This is a genomic window from Amycolatopsis echigonensis (genome assembly GCF_002846615.1).
GTDB lineage: Bacteria > Actinomycetota > Actinomycetes > Mycobacteriales > Pseudonocardiaceae > Amycolatopsis > Amycolatopsis echigonensis.
Genome location: NZ_PJMY01000003.1, coordinates 7,017,772 through 7,035,082 on the forward strand (window position 1 = coordinate 7,017,772; position 17,311 = coordinate 7,035,082).

The 17,311-nt window shown below is 71.2% G+C and carries 22 protein-coding genes; 9 read left to right on the forward strand and 13 right to left on the reverse strand.

Going from position 1 to position 17,311, the window contains the following annotated elements; translation table 11 throughout:
- Positions 1-5 precede the first annotated feature (5 nt).
- Positions 6-1,064 carry a biotin synthase BioB gene (gene bioB / locus ATK30_RS38165; protein ID WP_101439576.1) on the reverse strand — a complete coding sequence of 353 codons (1,059 nt, stop codon included), beginning with the start codon at positions 1,062-1,064 and terminating at the stop codon, positions 6-8.
- Between the two features lie 48 nt (positions 1,065-1,112).
- Here bioB and ATK30_RS38170 point away from each other — a divergent pair, with 48 nt between their 5' ends.
- Positions 1,113-1,655: a TetR family transcriptional regulator gene (locus tag ATK30_RS38170; RefSeq protein WP_101439577.1), complete on the forward strand. Its 543-nt coding sequence runs from the start codon at positions 1,113-1,115 to the stop codon at positions 1,653-1,655.
- On the opposite strand, the gene ATK30_RS38175 is transcribed toward ATK30_RS38170, so the two are convergent.
- Complete coding sequence (locus ATK30_RS38175; protein WP_208637528.1) at positions 1,656-3,974, reverse strand: APC family permease; 2,319 nt, start codon at positions 3,972-3,974, stop codon at positions 1,656-1,658.
- A 248-nt stretch (positions 3,975-4,222) separates the two neighbouring features.
- Between ATK30_RS38175 and ATK30_RS38180 the strand changes: the two genes are divergently transcribed.
- On the forward strand, positions 4,223-5,173 hold the full coding sequence (locus ATK30_RS38180) for a bile acid:sodium symporter (RefSeq protein WP_101441290.1): 951 nt from the start codon (positions 4,223-4,225) through the stop codon (positions 5,171-5,173).
- On the opposite strand, the gene ATK30_RS38185 is transcribed toward ATK30_RS38180, so the two are convergent.
- From ATK30_RS38185 to ATK30_RS38210, 6 genes are all read right to left on the reverse strand, one after another.
- Positions 5,125-6,228 (reverse strand): methionine--tRNA ligase, encoded by a 1,104-nt coding sequence (locus ATK30_RS38185; RefSeq protein ID WP_208637529.1) that lies wholly within the window; start codon positions 6,226-6,228, stop codon positions 5,125-5,127. The genes ATK30_RS38180 and ATK30_RS38185 overlap by 49 nt on opposite strands.
- 170 nt (positions 6,229-6,398) lie before the next feature.
- Positions 6,399-6,863, reverse strand: a complete 465-nt coding sequence (locus ATK30_RS38190) for a DinB family protein (RefSeq protein WP_101439579.1) — start codon at positions 6,861-6,863, stop codon at positions 6,399-6,401.
- Between the two features lie 17 nt (positions 6,864-6,880).
- On the reverse strand, positions 6,881-7,477 hold the full coding sequence (locus tag ATK30_RS38195; RefSeq protein WP_101439580.1) for a class I SAM-dependent methyltransferase: 597 nt from the start codon (positions 7,475-7,477) through the stop codon (positions 6,881-6,883).
- 159 nt (positions 7,478-7,636) lie between these two features.
- Positions 7,637-8,020, reverse strand: a complete 384-nt coding sequence (locus tag ATK30_RS38200) for a hypothetical protein (RefSeq protein ID WP_101439581.1) — start codon at positions 8,018-8,020, stop codon at positions 7,637-7,639.
- Between the two features lie 103 nt (positions 8,021-8,123).
- Positions 8,124-8,429, reverse strand: a complete 306-nt coding sequence (locus tag ATK30_RS38205) for an SRPBCC family protein (RefSeq protein ID WP_101439582.1) — start codon at positions 8,427-8,429, stop codon at positions 8,124-8,126.
- 61 nt (positions 8,430-8,490) lie between these two features.
- A complete protein-coding gene (locus ATK30_RS38210) occupies positions 8,491-8,916 on the reverse strand; it encodes a DUF6292 family protein (protein ID WP_167442272.1) in 426 nt (141 codons plus the stop codon).
- Between the two features lie 304 nt (positions 8,917-9,220).
- On the opposite strand from ATK30_RS38210, the gene ATK30_RS38215 reads away from it, so the two are divergent.
- Both ATK30_RS38215 and ATK30_RS38220 read left to right on the forward strand, forming a co-directional pair.
- Complete coding sequence (locus ATK30_RS38215) at positions 9,221-9,841, forward strand: HSP18 transcriptional regulator (RefSeq protein WP_101439583.1); 621 nt, start codon at positions 9,221-9,223, stop codon at positions 9,839-9,841.
- A 645-nt stretch (positions 9,842-10,486) separates the two neighbouring features.
- Complete coding sequence (locus ATK30_RS38220; RefSeq protein WP_101439584.1) at positions 10,487-10,858, forward strand: STAS domain-containing protein; 372 nt, start codon at positions 10,487-10,489, stop codon at positions 10,856-10,858.
- On the opposite strand, the gene ATK30_RS38225 is transcribed toward ATK30_RS38220, so the two are convergent.
- Positions 10,859-12,085 carry a PP2C family protein-serine/threonine phosphatase gene (locus ATK30_RS38225; RefSeq protein WP_101439585.1) on the reverse strand — a complete coding sequence of 409 codons (1,227 nt, stop codon included), beginning with the start codon at positions 12,083-12,085 and terminating at the stop codon, positions 10,859-10,861.
- Positions 12,086-12,345: 260 nt separating this feature from the next.
- Here ATK30_RS38225 and ATK30_RS38230 point away from each other — a divergent pair, with 260 nt between their 5' ends.
- On the forward strand, positions 12,346-12,783 hold the full coding sequence (locus ATK30_RS38230; RefSeq protein ID WP_101439586.1) for an ATP-binding protein: 438 nt from the start codon (positions 12,346-12,348) through the stop codon (positions 12,781-12,783).
- A gap of 9 nt (positions 12,784-12,792) precedes the next feature.
- On the opposite strand, the gene ATK30_RS46985 is transcribed toward ATK30_RS38230, so the two are convergent.
- Positions 12,793-12,921, reverse strand: a complete 129-nt coding sequence (locus tag ATK30_RS46985; protein WP_268744698.1) for a hypothetical protein — start codon at positions 12,919-12,921, stop codon at positions 12,793-12,795.
- Positions 12,922-13,034: 113 nt separating this feature from the next.
- Here ATK30_RS46985 and ATK30_RS38235 point away from each other — a divergent pair, with 113 nt between their 5' ends.
- The 3 genes from ATK30_RS38235 to ATK30_RS38245 all read left to right on the forward strand — a co-directional run bounded on the left by ATK30_RS38235 (position 13,035) and on the right by ATK30_RS38245 (position 14,236).
- Positions 13,035-13,268 (forward strand): DUF2188 domain-containing protein, encoded by a 234-nt coding sequence (locus tag ATK30_RS38235; protein ID WP_101439587.1) that lies wholly within the window; start codon positions 13,035-13,037, stop codon positions 13,266-13,268.
- Positions 13,269-13,368: 100 nt separating this feature from the next.
- On the forward strand, positions 13,369-14,052 hold the full coding sequence (locus ATK30_RS38240) for a methyltransferase (RefSeq protein ID WP_101439588.1): 684 nt from the start codon (positions 13,369-13,371) through the stop codon (positions 14,050-14,052).
- Positions 14,039-14,236: a CDGSH iron-sulfur domain-containing protein gene (locus ATK30_RS38245; RefSeq protein ID WP_101439589.1), complete on the forward strand. Its 198-nt coding sequence runs from the start codon at positions 14,039-14,041 to the stop codon at positions 14,234-14,236. Before ATK30_RS38240 ends, ATK30_RS38245 begins: the two co-directional genes overlap by 14 nt.
- Positions 14,237-14,310: 74 nt before the next feature.
- Here the strand turns inward: ATK30_RS38245 and ATK30_RS38250 are convergent, their stop codons facing one another.
- Positions 14,311-15,291 carry an iron-containing redox enzyme family protein gene (locus tag ATK30_RS38250; RefSeq protein ID WP_101439590.1) on the reverse strand — a complete coding sequence of 327 codons (981 nt, stop codon included), beginning with the start codon at positions 15,289-15,291 and terminating at the stop codon, positions 14,311-14,313.
- Positions 15,288-16,406: a carboxylate-amine ligase gene (locus ATK30_RS38255; RefSeq protein WP_101439591.1), complete on the reverse strand. Its 1,119-nt coding sequence runs from the start codon at positions 16,404-16,406 to the stop codon at positions 15,288-15,290. Before ATK30_RS38255 ends, ATK30_RS38250 begins: the two co-directional genes overlap by 4 nt.
- A gap of 134 nt (positions 16,407-16,540) precedes the next feature.
- On the opposite strand from ATK30_RS38255, the gene ATK30_RS38260 reads away from it, so the two are divergent.
- Positions 16,541-16,957 (forward strand): low affinity iron permease family protein, encoded by a 417-nt coding sequence (locus tag ATK30_RS38260; protein ID WP_101439592.1) that lies wholly within the window; start codon positions 16,541-16,543, stop codon positions 16,955-16,957.
- A 7-nt stretch (positions 16,958-16,964) separates the two neighbouring features.
- Here ATK30_RS38260 and ATK30_RS38265 read toward each other — a convergent pair whose 3' ends face one another.
- Positions 16,965-17,225, reverse strand: a complete 261-nt coding sequence (locus tag ATK30_RS38265) for a nitroreductase family protein (protein WP_244194849.1) — start codon at positions 17,223-17,225, stop codon at positions 16,965-16,967.
- Between the last annotated feature and the right edge of the window lie 86 nt (positions 17,226-17,311).

The following is a 17,311-nucleotide window of genomic DNA, read 5'->3' on the forward strand; positions in this document are numbered from 1 at the left end:
GGCGGTCACGCGTTGGGTGCGGCGGCGGTGCCCGCCCCGCGTTCCCGGAGCGCCGGGGAGGAGTGCGCGGCCTGCGGCTGTTCGCCCGCGCCGAGGACCTCGAAGCCGGCGTCGGCGATCATCTCCAGGTCGGCCTTCGCCGCCTGGCCTTCACTGGTCAGGTAGTCGCCGAGGAACAGCGAGTTCACCACGTGCAGCGCGAGCGGCTGCAGCGACCGCAGGTGCATCTCGCGGCCGCCGGCCATCCGGACTTCCGTTGCCGGGCAAGCGAACCGGGCCAGCGCGAGGATGCGCAGCGCGCGCAACGGGCTCAGCTCCCACGTCCCGGCGAGCGGCGTGCCCTCGAACGGCATCAGGAAGTTGACCGGGATCGAATCGCTGCCGATGTCGCGCAGCGCGAAGATCGCGTCGATCAGCTCGTCGTCGGTCTCGCCCATGCCGACGATCAGGCCGGAGCACGCGGAAAGCCCGGCGGACTTGGCCTTTTCGACCGTGTCGACGCGGTCGTCGTACCCGTGCGTCGTGCAGATCTCGGAGTACCGGGACTCGCTCGTGTTGAGGTTGTGGTTGTACGCGTCGACCCCGGCTTCGCGGAGCCGCTCGGCCTGGCCGTCCTTGAGCAGCCCGAGGCAGGCGCACACCTCCACGTCGGAATGCGCGGACTTCACCGCCTCGACGGCTTGCGCGACCCGGTCGACGTCGCGGTCGCTCGGCCCGCGCCCGCTCGCGACCAGGCAGACCCGCGACGCGCCGCCCTGGATGCCCGCGCCGGCCTGGCGCGCCGTCTCCTCGGCGGACAGCCACGAGTACTTGAGGATCTGGGCGGACGACCCGAGCCGCTGCGAGCAGTACCCGCAGTCCTCGGGGCACAGGCCCGACTTCAGGTTGACGAGGTAGTTGACCTTGACCTTGTTGCCGAAGTGCGCGCGCCGCAGCCGCCCGGCCGCCGCGACCAGGCCGAGCACGTCCTCGTCCGGCGCTTCCAGCACCGCGCGGGCGTCAGTTCGGTCGAGTACGCCGCCAGCCAGCTGCCGGTCGGCCAGGTCGTCGAAGGTTTTGAACACCTATCAAATTCTAGGCGGCCGCTCGGCCGGAAGCAAGCGGCGGGCAGAATGAGAGGGGTGAAGGTGACGCGAGACCAGATCGTCGACCGGGCGTACGAGCTGCTGGCCGAAGCGGGGCTGAGCAGCCTGTCGATGCGGCGGGTGGCCCTCGACCTGGGGGTGCAGCCGGGCGCGCTGTACTACCACGTCGCCAGCAAACAGGAGCTGCTCGCAGTCGTCGCCGCCCGGATTCTCAAAGGACTGCCGGACGTGGCGAAGGATCCGCGCGAGGCGGCCGGAGACTTCCGCTCGGCGCTGCTGCGAGTCCGCGACGGCGCCGAGGTGGTGTCGTTCGTGCAGGCGTACCGGCCGGACCTGCTGGTGCCCACGCACGCGCTGCGGCGGCTGTTCGCCGCGAAGTTCGACGGACGGCACGCGGAGTGGGCGGCGCGGACGGTGGTCCACTATGTACTCGGGTTCGTCGCGGAGGAACAGAACCACGCCGAACTGGTACGCGCCGGGATCGTCGAGGAGGATCCGGCGCGCAGCGGGGATTCGGACGAGGCGTTCGGGTTCGGCATCGACGCGATCCTCAGCGGGTTGTCCGGCTGATCATCCGTCGCCGGACGGGCCTTCCTCCTCTTCTCCCGCGGCTTCGAGGATGTGGCAGACCGGGTCGCGGATGACCGGCGGCGTCCCCTCGGCCACGCGGCCGGTCACGCGCAGCACCTGGCCGGGTTCGAGGTCGGGATGGGCTTGGCTGAATTCCAGGGCGACCGTCGCGGTGTCGTCGGCGAGCCGCGCGGTGAGGACCGGACCCGGACTGTCCTCTTCGGACAGCGCGAGTTCCTCGAGCCGCCCGTCGACGCTGACGTCGGTGCCCGGGCGCAGTTCCGCGATGGCGCTGGGGGTCAGTTCCTCCTTCGGGGTCGTGCCGATGCGGGTCAGCAGCCGTTCGACCGCCGCGGTCGCGCGTTCTTCGGGCAGATGCGGCATGAGCGTGCGGATCCGGGTCTGCACGTCGTACGGCACGATGGTCGCCGCGGCTTGCGGGATGCGGCTGACGATCCGGGCGATCCGGTCGGCGGTCCGGTCGTGCAGCAGCCGTCCGAGCAGAGGCGCGTAGCTCCGCCGCGGCAGGAGCACGGTGATGCTCGTCCGTTCCGCGTCGGCGAGCGCGTCCCGCACCAGCGTGTACGCCGCGCGGGCGATCCGGCGGTCGGGGACGTCGATCAGCCGGAGGCCGGTTTTCATGCCGAGTTCTTCCCACCGGGCGCGCAGGCGTTCGGCGGCCTGGGCGTCGATCACGAAGTGCACCGCGGTGAGTTTGTCCGGCCGGAGGCTCTTGCCGTACCGCAGCGCTTCGAGGACCGCCAGGTCGATCGTGTTGACCAGGACGAAAACCTGGTGGCGCGCATATTTCGTCGGGTTGGCGAGGTTGGCGGTGATGCGTTCGAGCACGGCGGCTTCGGCGCGGTACTCGCGGTTGAGCCGGATCAGGACGAACACGAGGACCGGGAACACCACGACGACCAGCCACGCGCCTTCGGTGAACTTGGCGATGGCGAAGATGCCGACGACCACAGTGGACAGAACGCCGGCGGCGAGGTTGACCGAGAGCTTGAACCGCCAGCCCTGCTCGCGCAGGCGCAGATGGTGTTTGGTCATGCCGTATCCGGCCATGGCGAAACCGGTGAACACGCCGATCGCGTAGAACGGCACCAGCGAGGTCACCGTGCCGCCGGAGAAGAACAGCAGGGCGACCGCGAGCACGGTGAGCACGAGGATGCCGTTGGAGAACACCAGCCGGTGGCCGCGCTTCGTCAGCTGGCGGGGCAGGAACCGGTCGCTGGCCACGAAACTGGCGAGGAACGGGAAGCCGTTGAAGCTCGTGTTGGCTCCGGTGTAAAGGATGAGCGCGGTCGAGGCCTGGATCGCGACGAACATCGCCTGCCCGAACCAGCCGTCGCCGAACACCGCGCGGGCCTCCTGGGAGACCACCGACGGATAGCCGCTCGCGTATGGCGTCGCGTGCGTGAAGAAGGCGAGCAGCGACACGCCGCCGACCAGGACGCCGAGAATGACGGCCATCGTGACCAACACCTTGCGGGCGTTGGGGCCGCGCGGGCTGCGGAAGGCGGACACCGTGTTGGAGATGGCTTCGACGCCGGTCAGCGACGATCCGCCGTTGGCGAAGGCGCGCAGCAGCACCAGGACTGTCGCTCCGGCGATGAGACCGTCGCCGTGCTGGACCGGCACCGCGCCGGGCAGGTGGGCCGCGTCGTAGGCCGGGAGCCCGACCGTCATCGCCTTGACCAGGCCGACCACGATCATCACCAGCATCAACGCGCTGAAAAGGTAGGTCGGGACGGCGAACGGACGGCCGGCTTCGCGCAGGCCGCGCAGGTTGGCGTAACAGAGCAGGACGACGATCGCGATGGTGATTTCCAGGCTGTACGGCCCGAGCGCCGGGATCGCGGACACTACGGCGACTGTGCCCGCCGAGGTCTGCACGGCGACGGTCACGACGTAATCGATCAACAACGCCGCCGCCGCGACCTGAGCGACGCGCGGCCCGAAGTTCTCCCGCGCGACGACGTACGACCCGCCTGCCCGCGTGTAGGCCATCACGACCTGCCGGTACGACGCGGCGACGAGCACCAGGATGACCAGGATCACGCCGGTGATCGGCAGCACCAGGCTGAACGCGGCGAGACCGGCGTAGGGGAGCAGTTCGACCAGGATCTGCTCGGTGCCGTACGCCGACGACGAGATCGCGTCCGGGGAAAGCACGCCCAACGCGGTCGCGTTGGAAAGACGCTCGTGCGTCAATTGCGCGTTAATGAGCGGTTTGCCGAGAAATAGCCGCTTCACCGCATACCCGAACGCACCCGGTTCCAGGCGGCGCTGGGGTTCTTCCGTGTCTGTCACGGCATCAGCATGCCCGCGCGCCCTGCCGATCACACACTGGGCGGCGAGATCAATCCCATCCTGAAATGGGTTGAGAGACCGGCTCTTCGCTTGCGTCAGGGGCGCATTAAAACGGGTCTTTTCGCCGTTAGGATTTCGTCAAGACGGTGGCTCTCCTGGCCGGGCGAGCCCGTCGCTACGCTAGTCCGGTACCTGGCTTTTACGGAGGAGCGCGCCCGTTGTCGCAGTCGTCCGGTCTGGTGTCGCGGATGGAACGGCGCCAGGTCGTCATCTATCTCGGCGCGCTGGCGGTCGGCGCACTGGTCGGCTGGGCGGCCCCGGCGGCCGGGCCGGGGCTGGAACCGGCGATCAACCCGGTGCTGGCGGCGCTGCTGTACGTCACGTTCCTGCAGGTGCCCGCCGCCGAACTGGGCCGTTCCCTTCGGGACGGCCGGTTTCTCGGCGCCGCGCTCGCGGTGAACTTCGTCGTCGTGCCGCTGGTCGTCGCGGCGATGTCGGCTTTCTTCCCGGCCGGGCAGGCGCTGCGGCTGGGCATGCTGCTCGTGTTGCTGGCCCCGTGCGTGGACTACGTGATCGTCTTCAGCGGCCTTGCCGGAGGCAGCAGCCGCCGCTTGCTCGCCGCGACCCCGTTGCTGCTGCTCGCGCAGATGCTCCTGCTGCCCGGGTTCCTGTTCCTCTTCCTCGGCGCGGACCTGGCGCGGGTCGTGCGGGCCGGGCCGTTTCTCGAAGCGTTTCTCGTGCTGATCGTGGTGCCGCTGACCTTGGCCTGGCTGACTCAGGCGTGGGCGGCCCGGCACGCGAGCGGCCGCCGGTTCGCCGACTCGGCCGGGACCGCGATGGTGCCGTTGATGGCCGCGACGCTGGCGGTCGTGGTCGCGTCGCAGACCCCGAAGCTCCACGGCGGGGTGGGTCCGGTGGTTTCCGTGGTGCCGTTTTACGTGGTGTTCCTGGTGCTGATGGCGTTCGCGGGCCTGGGGGTCGCGCGCGCGTTCCGGTTGGACGTTCCGGCTGGGCGGGCGATCGTTTTCACCGGGGCGACGCGGAACTCGCTGGTGGTGCTTCCGTTGGCGCTGGCGTTGCCGGACGAGTTCGCGGTCGCGTCGGTTGCGGTGGTGGCGCAGACGTTGGTGGAGGTGGTCGGCATGGTGTGTTACGTCCGGCTGGTGCCTCGGTTGTTGCCGTCGGCCAGGCGGGGGTAGAGGCGCGCCGGTTTTCCGCCGTCGAGTCGCGCGTGCAGGCGGGCGGCTCCGTCCGGGAGGAACGGGGTGAGTTCCGTGGCGAGCGCCCGGCACGTGCTTACGAGGGTCCCGAGTGTTTCGTCCAGCTCGTGGCCGCTCAACGTCCAAGGCCGGGTCTGTTCGACGAACCGGTTGGCATCGGCGATCACGTCGACCAAAGCGCCGGTGGCAGCCCGGAAATCGAAGCCGGCGAGCGCCGCGTCGATCCGGCTGGCGAGGGCAGTGGCTGTCCTCAGTGGACTCGACGGGGCGAGCCGGCTGGAGCGCTGGGCGAGGCTGAGCACGCGGTGCACAAGGTTGCCCAGACCGTGCGCGAGTTCTTGGTCGGCGCGGGCGATCAGCCGTGCTTCGGTGAAGTCGGTTTCGCCGAGGGGGGCGACTCCGCGCAGCAACCACCAGCGGACGGCATCGGTGCCGTACCGGTCGATCAGGTCGGTCGGGCGGACGGTGTTGCCCGCGCTCTTGGATATCTTCGCGCCGTCGAGAGTGAGGTAGTCGTGCACGAAAATGGTGTCCGGCAGCCGTTCGCCCGCGGAGAGCAGCAGCGCGGGCCAGCAGACGGCGTGGAACCGCAGGATGCCTTTGCCGATGACGTGCACTCGTTCGGCCGCCTCGGTCCAGCGCGACGGGTCCGCGGTGAGGTAGTTGGCGAGCGCGTCCCACCAGACGTAAATCACCTGATCCGGGTCGCCGGGCACCGGGATGCCCCAGCCGTCCGCCCGCGCGGCGGGCCGGGACACGCTGATGTCGGACAGTCCGGAGCGGACGAACCCGAGCACCTCGCGGAGCCGGGCGGCGGGTTCGACCCGGAGGCGGCCGGATTCCAGCAGTTGCCGGATTTCGCCGGAGTAGCGGGAAAGCCGGAAGAACCAGTTCCGCTCGGTGACTGACTCTGGCGGGGCTTCGTGTTCGGGGCAGCGTTCGTTGTCGGGGTAGAATTGTTCGCAGCCCAGGCAGTAGCGGCCGGTGTAGTCGCGGAGGTAGAAGTCGCCGCGCCGGACGCTGGCTTGCCACAACCGTCGGACGCCTTCGCGGTGCCGCCGATCGGCGCTGGTCGTGTTGGATTGCGCCGGCTCCGCCGTCGCGGGCGGGATCGCCTCCAAACGCCGACGCGATCCCGCAGTTCGGGTCGGGTCAACGCGCGACGGCGGCCCCCGTGGTGCAGCTTCGGAGCCGATGTTTTCCGTCAGCGTCCGGTGGCGCCGTCGATCAGTTCGCGCAGGATGTCGGCGTGCCCGGCGTGCCGTCCGGTTTCCTCGATCATGTGCGTCAGCGCCCAGCGGACGCTCGGGCCATCGCGTCCGGGCACCGGCTCGGCGAGATCCGGGCAGCTGTCGAGAAGCTCGTTGGCGCGCTTGACTGTTTCCCGGTATCGGTCGACCACTTCCGCGACGCTGTCCTCAGTGCGAAACGTCGACGGCCAATTCCTGACGGTCTCGCCGAGAAACAACGACCGTTCCACGAAGGTCAGATGGTTGAGCAGACCGAGCAGATTCGTGCCGGACGGCACCGCGGCGGCGTGCGCTTCGGGTTCCGGCGCACCGTCGACCTTGGCGGCGACGGAGGTGCGGAGATAGTCGAGAAATCCGCGCAGGACTTCGGTTTCGCTGCTTCCGGTGCGGGGCGGCGGGGTATCGCGGCGGCGGGCCACAGTGGTCTCCTTGAGGTTCAGGCGGCGCGGCGGATCAGCAGCACGTGGTCGACGACCTCGGCGGTCTGGCCGTTCGGTCCGGTCGCGATACGGGTGGGGGAGTCCGCGCGCTCGACGGTCCACCCGGCAGGATCGAGGGCCAGGTCCGCGGCGATCTGCGCCGGGCTGCGGAAACGCGCGTCCGGGTCCTGGTTCCACGACCACGGCGCGCTCGAACCGTGGTCCACGACCAGCAACCGGCCGCCGGGCCGCAGTGCGTGCGCGGCGGTGCGCAGGACCGTCGTCCGGTCGAGTTCGAAGGGCGTCTGCAGGTAGTGCGCCGTGACGAGGTCGAATTCCCCGGCCGGGAAGCTGACCCGCAGGTCGTGCCGCACGGCGGTGATCCGCGTGCCGGAGAGACGGTCGACCGCGACGGCCGAGATGTCGGTCGCCGTCACGGTCCAGCCGCGCCCGGCGAGCCAGCGCGCGTCGCCGCCGTTGCCGCAGCCCAGGTCGAGCGCGTCGCCGGGCGGAAGCTCGGAGACGATTTCCTCGAGGCGGGCGTTCGGCCGCGGGTCCGCGGACGGCCGGGCGGCGTGGACTTCGTCCCAGAACAGGGTCGCGTCGGTGGTCATCGGTCGGCTCCTCGGGTCGGTGTGCGCCCAGAGTCGCCGCAACCGTGCCGGGAACGCACGTGATCTTGCCGGAACGGCAATTCCCGCGTGCTGGACAGCGGCCGGGGAGGCCGACGCGATCGAGATGGCGCCCCGGTCCCCGGAACTCGCCGCGGACGGTTACCCGCTGTGGCACCTCGGCGGGGTTTCCCGCGACCACGCGCACGGCTGCCGCGACCCGCCCAGCAGGAGCAGCACGTCCGGGCTCACGCCCGCGCGGACCCGCGAGGCGAGCTCCGGCGACGTTGTCCCGAGTGCCGAGTAGACCGCGCGGACCAGGCACCTCGCCGCGTGCGGGGAACGCCTGGTGCGCAACGAGATCTCCATCAGGAGGGCCTCGCGGTCGCACGTGCGGGCGCGGCTCGGCGCGACGATGCCCAGCCGGGTTTGCTCGGCCAGAGGAAGACATCGCAGCAGGCTGTCGACGACGCAGTCGATCGCGAGCCGGTTCAGTTCGGCGCGACGCAGGCGAGGCCCGGGCAGAATTTCCTTCCGCGCCACCATGGACCATCAACTCCTGGGCGCAGAGTAGCCGATCCTCCGCCCCGGGTGACGTTCCTGTTCCATGCGGCGGAAAACGATCCGGCGGCGCTCCCTGGTCGACGGTTCAGCCGGGCGAGCCGGACAAAACGGCGAGCCGGTCCAGGGACTCGCGGATCCGCGCGGGCACGTCGTCGCGGCGCGGGCCGGCCGGAACCGACAGGTGCAGCGTCGCGTGGCTCGTGCCCGCCGCGCCCGGACGGACCTGAAGCCAGCCGCCGTCCCATTCCAGCCGGAGCTGGTCGCGGCGACCGGCCGGGAGCACGGCGACCGGCTCCGGCATCCATTCGTTCAGGCGGGCGGCGTCGGCCGCGGCGGCGTAGACGTGCTCCGCGGGAGCGGGCATTCTCCGTTCGGCCTCGAACTCGCTCATGGCCGTGGCTACCCGTTTCGCGGCGGCGCGAAACCGGGATAGTCCACTGTGGACGCTCGGGTCACACCGCCTCGCGCAGGATGGCGTCGAGGTCCGCCGGGGTGCCCAGGGTGCGGAGTTCGGGCGGCGCGAGGCAGCCGATCCGGTGGTCGTCGTCGCGCACCGCGGCGGCGAACTCGGCGACGCGGGAAGCGGGCGGCGCGATCGACGGCCCGCCCAGGTAGCGGATGACGATGAGGTCCTCGCCGGAATGCGTTTCCACGGCCGCGGCCCAGCCGTGGATCTCGTCCCACAGCAGGGCGACGTCGCGGCCGGGGTAGGCGGGCAGGTGGCCGTCGAGGGCGACGTAGGCCGATACCGGGGTGTCGTGGTCGACGGTGCAGGATTCGAGGCCGATGCCCAGGGCGCCGGTGACGTCGGCGAGGTAGTTCCACAAGCGCACCACTGCCGGGTGCGACGGTCTGGTCTGGGCGGTGTGCAGCGGCAGGGACACGAGGACAACGCCTTTCTCGCGCGAAGGACTGACACGGACCAGGGGTGGCCTGTTCCGCGCCACGGGCCGCATCCGGCGACGCGGCGGGTGTTCCGGCTAGTGGCCGGAAAGCGCCCTGGCGGGCGGTGCGGACGTGATTCCCGGCAACGGGGTGCGGGAAACCTGGAGAACGCGGCGAATCGGCCCGCGGGGCCGGCAGGTCATCGGAGTCACCTCCACCGCTCGACAGGGGACGTTCTCTTCTTCTAGCATGTCGTCAAAAGGATGACAACTGTCGAGTCGTCGAGAGGATGACGCGATGGCGGAGGTGGAGCCCGGACTGCTGCTCCAAGGCGTCCGCGAGGCGGTGCAGGCCGCCCGGGACGGGGGTGCGGCGGCCGACCGGTCGCTGGCCGCGCTGTCCGCGCTGCGGGCGCTGCGGGCGCTGCGCGACCAGCTCGGCGAATGGGAACCGGAACTGATCGCGGCCGCGCGCGCGGCGGGCGCGAGCTGGGCCGCGCTGGCCCCGGCGCTGGGCGTGGCGAGCAGACAGGCGGCCGAGCGCCGGTACCTGCGGCTGCGGCCGTCGGCGACCGGCGAGACCACCGGCGAAGCACGCGTCGACGCGGAACGCGGCCGCCGCGCGGGAGACCGGGCGGTAGCGGACTGGGCCCGGCGCAACGCGGCGGTGCTGCGGCGGCTGGCCGCGGAGGCCAGTGCCGCACCCGACCTGGACCCCGCCGGACAGGAAAGCGCCGACCGGCTCGGCGTGGCGCTGGGAGAGGACGATGTCACGAACCTGCTGCCGCCGCTGGCGGACGTGCGCGTGCATCTCGAACCACGACACGCGGCGCTGGCGGACCGGGTCGGCGAGATCAGCGAGCACACGAACCGCTTGCGCCAGGACGCGGCCGGACAGCGGCGCGGCCGTTCGCGATAAGCGGGAGTGGGCGCGGTGCTCGGATCCCGGCGTGCTGGTCGGCCGGGTGAGGTCGCGGCTGCGCGGTGGGGCACCTGTCCGTGGTGAGTCGCGTCGGGTGCGCGGCTGGCGGCGAGGTGCGCGCTGCGCGTGTCGCGTCGCCTCGACCTGCGGGGCCGGGCTGCCGGACAGCGGCACAGCCGGGCGCAATGGCCCGATCTGGGCGTCCCGCTGGCAGGGACGCGGCTCGAATCGCGTCGGCTCAGCCTGCCGGGCCGGGGCGGCGAGCGCGTCTACAGGCCGTGCGCGGACGCGGCAGGGCAGTAGCGCACCCGTCCGCACTGCGCTGCATGCCGGGAGCCGCTGCGGAATCGGCGCGCGTGTCTCGAGTCGCGACCTGCCGTGTCGGCGGATCGGGCCGGCGAGTGGTCCGGTCGGCCTTGGCGGGACTCGGCCGGGCGGTCCCGGAGCCGCCCGCGGTGAGCCGAATGTCTCTTCCCGGGTGCCCCCGCGCTGCCGATGTCCCCGGGATTCGAGATCATTTCCGGCGGCGGCAGTTCGTGCGAGCCGCCGATGTGAGGCATGCTATTCGCGGTTGAGCAGCCAGCCGCGTACTTTTCCTGCCCGGACGCTGGCGTGCCGGGCTTCCTGAGGAGGGAAAGAGCGATGAGTGAGCTGACCGACCCGGTGATCGACCCGCCGGGTTCGCTGTCGATCGAACGGGCCGACCGCGCTCCCGCGACGGTGCTGGCCCTGCACGGGGACCTGGACCTCGGGACCGCCCCGAAATTGACGGCCGCGGTCGCCGAAACCGTCACCGGGAAGCCCCCGCTGCTGGTCCTGGACCTGACCGGGGTCGACTTCCTCGCGTCGGCGGGGCTGACCGCGCTGCTGGCCGTGTGCCGGGAGGCGCCGGAGGGCACCGAGGTGCGGATCGTGGCGTCCGGCCGCGCGACCCTGCGGCCCATCCAGCTCACCGGGCTGGAGCAGAGCCTGCCGCTGTACCGCACGCTCGACGAGGCGCTGCCCGAGACCTGATCAGTGCGTTTCCGCCCCCGCAGTGCGCTGGAGCACCACGAGTGCGACGTCGTCCTGCGGGGGGCGGGACCCCACCATCGCGGCCATGATCCGCGCGCAGGCCCGTTCCGGGTCCTCCGGCCGGACCAGTCCGGCGAGCTGGTCCATGCCGGTGTCGACGAGGCGGTCCCGGCGCTCGACGAGACCGTCGGTGTAGAAGGCCGCGACAGCTCCCGGCGGCAGGTCCACGGTGGTGGTGCGCCGGTCGAGAGTGGCTCCGACGGTCAGGCCGACCGGCGGGTCCGGCGGGGCCGGAACGAGTTCGGCCGGTTTGCCCGGCGAAGCGACGACGGGCGGAAGGTGCCCGGCGAGCGACAGCGCCATGCTGGTGTGGCCGGGTCTGAGGACGCCGTAGGCGACCGTCGCCATCACGCCGTGCTCGAAGTGATTGGCTTTGCGGTCGAGTTTGGCGAGGACTTCGGCGGGATCGTCGCAGTCGAGCGCGTAGGCGCGCAGCGCGCTGCGGAGCCGTCCCATGATGACCGCGGCTTCGAGGCCGTGTCCGGACACGTCGCCCATCACGATCCCGGTCTGGTTGCCGGGAAGCCGGAAGACGTCGTACCAGTCGCCGCCGAGCCCGGCCTCCGCGCCGGGCACGTAGCGCGCGGCCAGGCGGAGGCCTTCGACGGCGGGAAGGATGCCCGGCAGCAGGCTGCGCTGGAGGGCGATGGTCGCGGCCTGGTTCTGGTGCATGGTCTCCGCCTGCAGCACGGCCGCCAGCCGCTCAGCGAGCAGCCGCACGGTTTCGATGTCGGTGGTCGAGAACCGGCGCTCCCGCACGGACCCGACGTGCAGCACGCCGACCAGTTCGGTGCCGGCCAGCATCGGGACGCCGAGCATGGTGTGCAGGCCGCGCTCGGACAGCAGCGCGTTGATCACCGTGGTCTTGTCGACGCGGTCGATGACGACGGGCTCCCGGCTCGCGGCGACCTCCCCGGCGAACCCCTCGCCGACCGGCACCTGGACGCCCTGGTAGACCTCCTCCTCGAGGCCCGCCGCCGCGACGGCGACGAGGCGCTGCCAGCGGGACTCGTGCCGGAGCACGGTGGCGGTGTCGACGTCGAGGACCGTGCAAGCCCGGGCGAGGATCTTCGCGAGATTCTCGCCGAGGTCGGCATTGCTCGTCCCGTCGCCGAGGATTTCGGCGAGACGAGTGCGCGATTCGGGCTCCGGCGCGTGAAGCGGCATGCAGCGACACTAGCCGAACCGGCGCGGGGGTCCAGAGATGTGCGTCGGCAGGTGTGAAGTCTGCCCTGTCCGGGTACGCCCGATTGGGCATCGACGAAGTCGAGAACGAGAAGGGGACTTCCCCACGTGAGGTCAAGCGGCTGCGGCGAGGGACGGCGAAGCGCGGCGGCGTTTTCCGGAATGGAAGCTTCCCCGCATCCCGCCGAGCCGCCGGCGGGAGAGGGGTCTTGTTGTCCTGGCCAACAGAAGAGGGACCGGCCGTGACCGGCCCGGACTCCGGGGCGGGCGACGCGCCCTGGGTGCTGGACCTGCGCGGTACCGGCGTGTCCGCCCTGCCCCGGGTGCGCGCCTGGGCGGGCAAGTCCCTGGGGCATCTGTCGCCCGACCATCTCGCGGACGTCCTGATGGTGATCGAGGAACTCGCCTCGAACGCCTACGAGCACACGTCGGGCCCCTTCTGCGCGCGATTGACCGTGCTGTCGCGCCCGTGCGTCGTGGTGATCGAAGTGGACGACCCGGAGCCCGGCCGCCCGGAGGTCCGCCCGCCGGACTACGAGCGGGCGCGCGGCCGGGGCATGCTGCTCGTCGACCGGCTCGCCGACGAGTGGGGAGTGCACGAGCACACCGGCGGCAAGACGGTCTGGGCCCGGCTCGGCTGCGGGGTGCCGGCCCGGGAAGCCTGCGAATCGTCCCGTTGAGGCCACGGGTCACCGGCCCTGCTGCGGGTCCGAATCGTCGTGCTCGTCGCCGGACGTGCCCTGTTCGCCGCGGATGGTCTCGCGTTCTTCTTCCGGCGTGTCGCCGTAGACGTCGTCGGACTCGCGCGGTTCGGTCATGGTTTCGCTCCTTCCGTTCGCGCTCCGGGTACCCGGGGACGGCGCCCGCAATCCGGTTGTCCGCTGTGGCGTCGGGTACCCGCCGGTCAACCGGATGCGGAAGGAGGCGCGGAATGGCCGAAGGGGACATCCACACGTGTCGCGAGGGCGGGCTGTGGAAGAACCGGATCGAGGGCATCCGCCGGGTGGCGAACACCGCGGCGCGCCGGGCCGACGCGGTGTCGATCGGCCGGGAGATGGCGCAGGCGCGCGGGGTTGGCCACTACGTCCACGGAGAACCCCGGCCCAACGGCGACGGGGAGATCGTGGAGCAGCGTTCCTACCGGCCCGCGGCCTCTGCTCGGTGACCGGGTGTCCGGCCGTTTTCGGGGCGGTGCGGCGGAAATCGCTGTTTGTCCTCACCGGACGGGGGTATTCCCGGCGGACCGACCGAGACGGAGGACCGCCATGACCATGTCCGTGCGCACCGCAGCGGAGGCCCGGCCGCTGGGCAGAGTATTCCGGCTGCCCGGGGTCTACCGCCCGCAAGAGGACACCGCCCTGCTTTCCGGGGTGCTGGCCGCGGATACGAGCATCGGATGCGGAAAGCGCTGCGCGGACTTGGGAACCGGCAGCGGCGCGCTGGCGATCGCCTTGGCGCGCACGGGTGCCACGGTCGTCGCGGCGGACATTTCGATGCGGGCCTTGGCTTCCGCGTGGATGAACACCGTGCTGCGGGCTCTGCCGATCGGCCTGATCCGGGGCGGGCTCCCGGAAACAGTGGAAGCCGGGCCGTACGACGTCGTGGCCGCCAATCCTCCGTACGTGCCTTCTCCCGTGCCGGCGGTCCGCTCGAGTCGAGCATGGGACGCCGGGCCGGACGGCCGCGCGATGCTGGACCCGTTGTGCGCGGCCGCTCCTTCGCTGCTGACCCGCACTGGCGCGCTCTATCTGGTGCAGTCGACGATGTCCGATGTGGACAAGACCCGCTTCGCGCTGGCGGCGGGCGGGCTGCGCAGCGAAGTGGTCGCGCGGGCGGAAGTGCCGTTCGGGCCGGTGGTTTCCGGACGCCTGGACTACCTGATCGACCGCGGATTCGTGCGGCCCGGCGAGCGCACCGAGGAACTGGTGGTGCTCCGTGCCGCGCGATGAACGCCGGGTCCGGGTGGTGCCGGGCGGGCCGGTCCTGGTGGAGGGCCCGGTGGAAGTGTCCACTCCGGACGGAGACACGGTGCGGTCGGACCGGTTCGTCGTCGCGGTGTGCGCTTGCCGGCGCAGCAAGAGGTTTCCGTGGTGCGATACGAGCCATCGGAAGCGGGTGCGCGGCAGCGGGTGACTCGCGCACACACCGGAGGACTCCTTGCGGGAAGCTGATTCCCGCAAGGAGTCCTTCATGGACGTTGGCCGAGGTCAAGGCAGCGGCTGGCGGAGCGAAGACAGCCCGGCCTGCCAGCAGCCGAGCAGGTGCTGGTCGAGCTGCGCTTCCAGGAAGCCGGTGGCCTGGATGCCGAAGACGACGTCCGCGGCCAGTTCCGGTTCCGCGGCCAGCAGGCCGCCGACGACCTCGTGCCGCATGACCTGCTCGTGCACCGCGTCGGCCTCGATGTGCTCGGTGTAGAAGAAACGGCAGGCCGCGGGCGCGTCGAGGCGGCGCAGGATCCGGTCCATCCGCTGCGCGCCCGGGGCGGTGGTGATCTCCGCGGCGGCGAAGTGCCCGACCAGCGCCCCGCGCGACGCCCGGTGCAGGCCGAACATCGACATCATGTTGACCAGCGCGAGCATCGGCCCGGGAACGTGGTCCAGCAACGCCAGGTACCCGTCGGGCAGGCCGGCCGCCGCGAGCAGGTCGGCGAACAGCGTGGCGTGCACCCGGTCGGCGTGGCCGCCGCCGAACTCGTCGAATTCGACCGCGACCAGTCCGGCCTTCGCCGCACCGGAGAGCCGCGGGATGACCCACGCGTGCGGATCGGCTTCCTTCAGGTGGTAGATCGACCGGTGCGCGAACAGTTCGCGCACGTGCCACCATTCGCCTTCGGCGAGCAGGAAACCGACAGCTCCGTCGGCGTCGTGTTCGGTCAGCAGTCCGTCGAGTTCGGCGTCCACGTCGGAGCCGCCCGCGACCGCGTCGCGCAGTGCGGAGCGGAACGTGTTTTCCAGCTGTGCCCGGATTCTCAGCAGCGCGGTGTCCCATTCGCGTTCCGCGTCGACGCCGGGCAGCCCGCGGTAGTGCAGTTCGTAGCAGAGATGCAGGGCGAGGTGGAGATCGTCGCCGAACGGGTCGGCGTCGCGGAGGTCGACCGCGGTCTGGCTGCCTGGATCGCGCAGGAGTTCCAGCAGCGCCGCGGAGACCGGTCCGCGAGCGGTCGGCAGTGCGAGGAGGGAGGTCGTCATTTCCCCCGGGTACCCGCCTGGAGCGAGGTCACGCGTGGAACGGTGCGCGCGGCGAGCATCGCGACCACTCCGTCCGGCCCGGCTTTCCGTTGTGCGGCTGAACCAGTGCCGTTTCGCAACGCTGCTTGGACGAGCCGGTGGGCGAGTTCGCGGTCCCCGGCCGCTTGCAGCGCAGGTTCCGCATAACGGAGCAGATCGGCTAGGACGTCGGCGGCGGGCAGCGTTCTCGCGCGGACCGGGTCGACGAGGGCACCGGTGAGGCCGTGCCGCGTCGCCGCCCACACCGCCGCCGAACCGATTTGCGGATCGAGCGGAGATGCCTCGACGCCGCGTTCCAGGTCAGCGAGTGCGGACGCGACAAGTGCGCGCGACAGGACCGCTTGGACGAGCGTGCCGTCAACGGTCAACGGCACGTCGGCGACCCGCAGTTCGACCGTCGGATACCGGGGCGAAGGCCGAGCGAGCCAGAACGTCTGCTCGCGGTCCACCAGCGCGCCGCATTCCACCAGCGAGTCGACGAGACGCAGATGCTCGGCGTGCGAACGCGCGTGCGGGGCGAGCCCGGAGCCGGGAAAACGGGTCTGCAGAGCCATTCTCCAGCTGTGCAGCCCGGTGTCGCGGCCGCGGTCGAACGGGGAGTTGGCTGACAGCGCGAGCAGCGCCGGGAGCCACCGCGCGAGATGGTTCACGACCGCTACCGCGGTGTCCGCGTCCGGCACGCCGACGTGCACGTGGCAGCCGCAGGCCTCGTAATCGGCGGCCAGATCGCCGTAATGCGCGTCGATCCGCGCGTACCTGTCCGGCGGCAGCGGCTCGGCGGGGGAGCGGCGGGCGCCGACCGGGCTTCCGGTGGCCAGGAGCGCGCAGCCAGCGTCGGTCGCGGCGCGGGACAGCGCCAGGCGGCCGCGGCACAGCTGGTCGCGAAGCTGCGCCGCGGTCGTGCAGACGCCGGTGGCGTGTTCGACCTGGGTCGCGCGCAATTCCCGGTGGACGGCCGCGCCGTCCGCGAGCTGTCCGACCTTGCCGAGAACCTCGTCCGCGACGGGCATCGGGCGGCCGTCGTCCGGCGCGGCGAGCAGGAATTCTTCCTCGACGCCGAGTGTCGGTACGTCCATCGGCACCTCCCCGGATCGGAATACCCACGCGGCGGCGAGGCAATCCGCGGCGGTCCTTTCCCGGCACCGCGGCGTTTCCCGCGGAGGCCGGCGGGTATCCGGCGCGGCGACCGGCAGTCCGCGAAGGAGGCTTGATGGGCAACGACGATCGTCCGCACGGCGCGGTGATGCCGAGCGACGTCCCGCAGCGGCTCTCCTGGTTCGACCGGTTCGCGACGACGACGAGCGGTTACGTGTCGCACGCCTGGTTTTTCGTCGCCTGCGTGCTGCTGGTGGTGGTGTGGGCGCCGTCGATTTTCGTGTTCGGCACGGTCGACACCTGGCAGCTGGTGATCAACACGCTGACCTCGATCGTCACCTTTCTTCTCGTCGCGCTGCTGCAGAACACGCAGAAGCGGGCCGACGAAGCGGTGCAGCACAAGCTGAACGCGATCGCCGACGGGCTGAGCGACCTGATGGAGCACGTCGGCGGCGAAGATCCGGACGTCGACCGGGATCGCCGGGAACTGCGGCGCGCGGTCGGGCTGGAGGATCGGGAAAGCTCGGCGTGAACCCGGTTCAGGCGTGGAACCGGGTGGTCTCCGCGAGCGGGGCGCGCCCGACCGAGAACCGGTTGACCGGTGCGGCGCGGCCGGCGTAGCCGAACGCGATCCCGAACAGCAGGTTGCCGCGGTCGAGGCCGAGGGTTTCCCGGACCGTGTCCGCGTAGAAGCTCAGCAATCCTTGCGGGCAGCTGGAGACTTCGTGCGCCTCGTGGTCGTCGAAACCGATCCGCAGCGCGCCGGACAACGCGCCGCCTGCCGAGGCGGTTCTCGGCATGGCAGGACGTCCTCCCAAGGTAGCCACAAAAGTGCCCACTGGGCAACTTTCTGCTCGGGCGTCCTCTCGGTGTCGAAACGACGGAG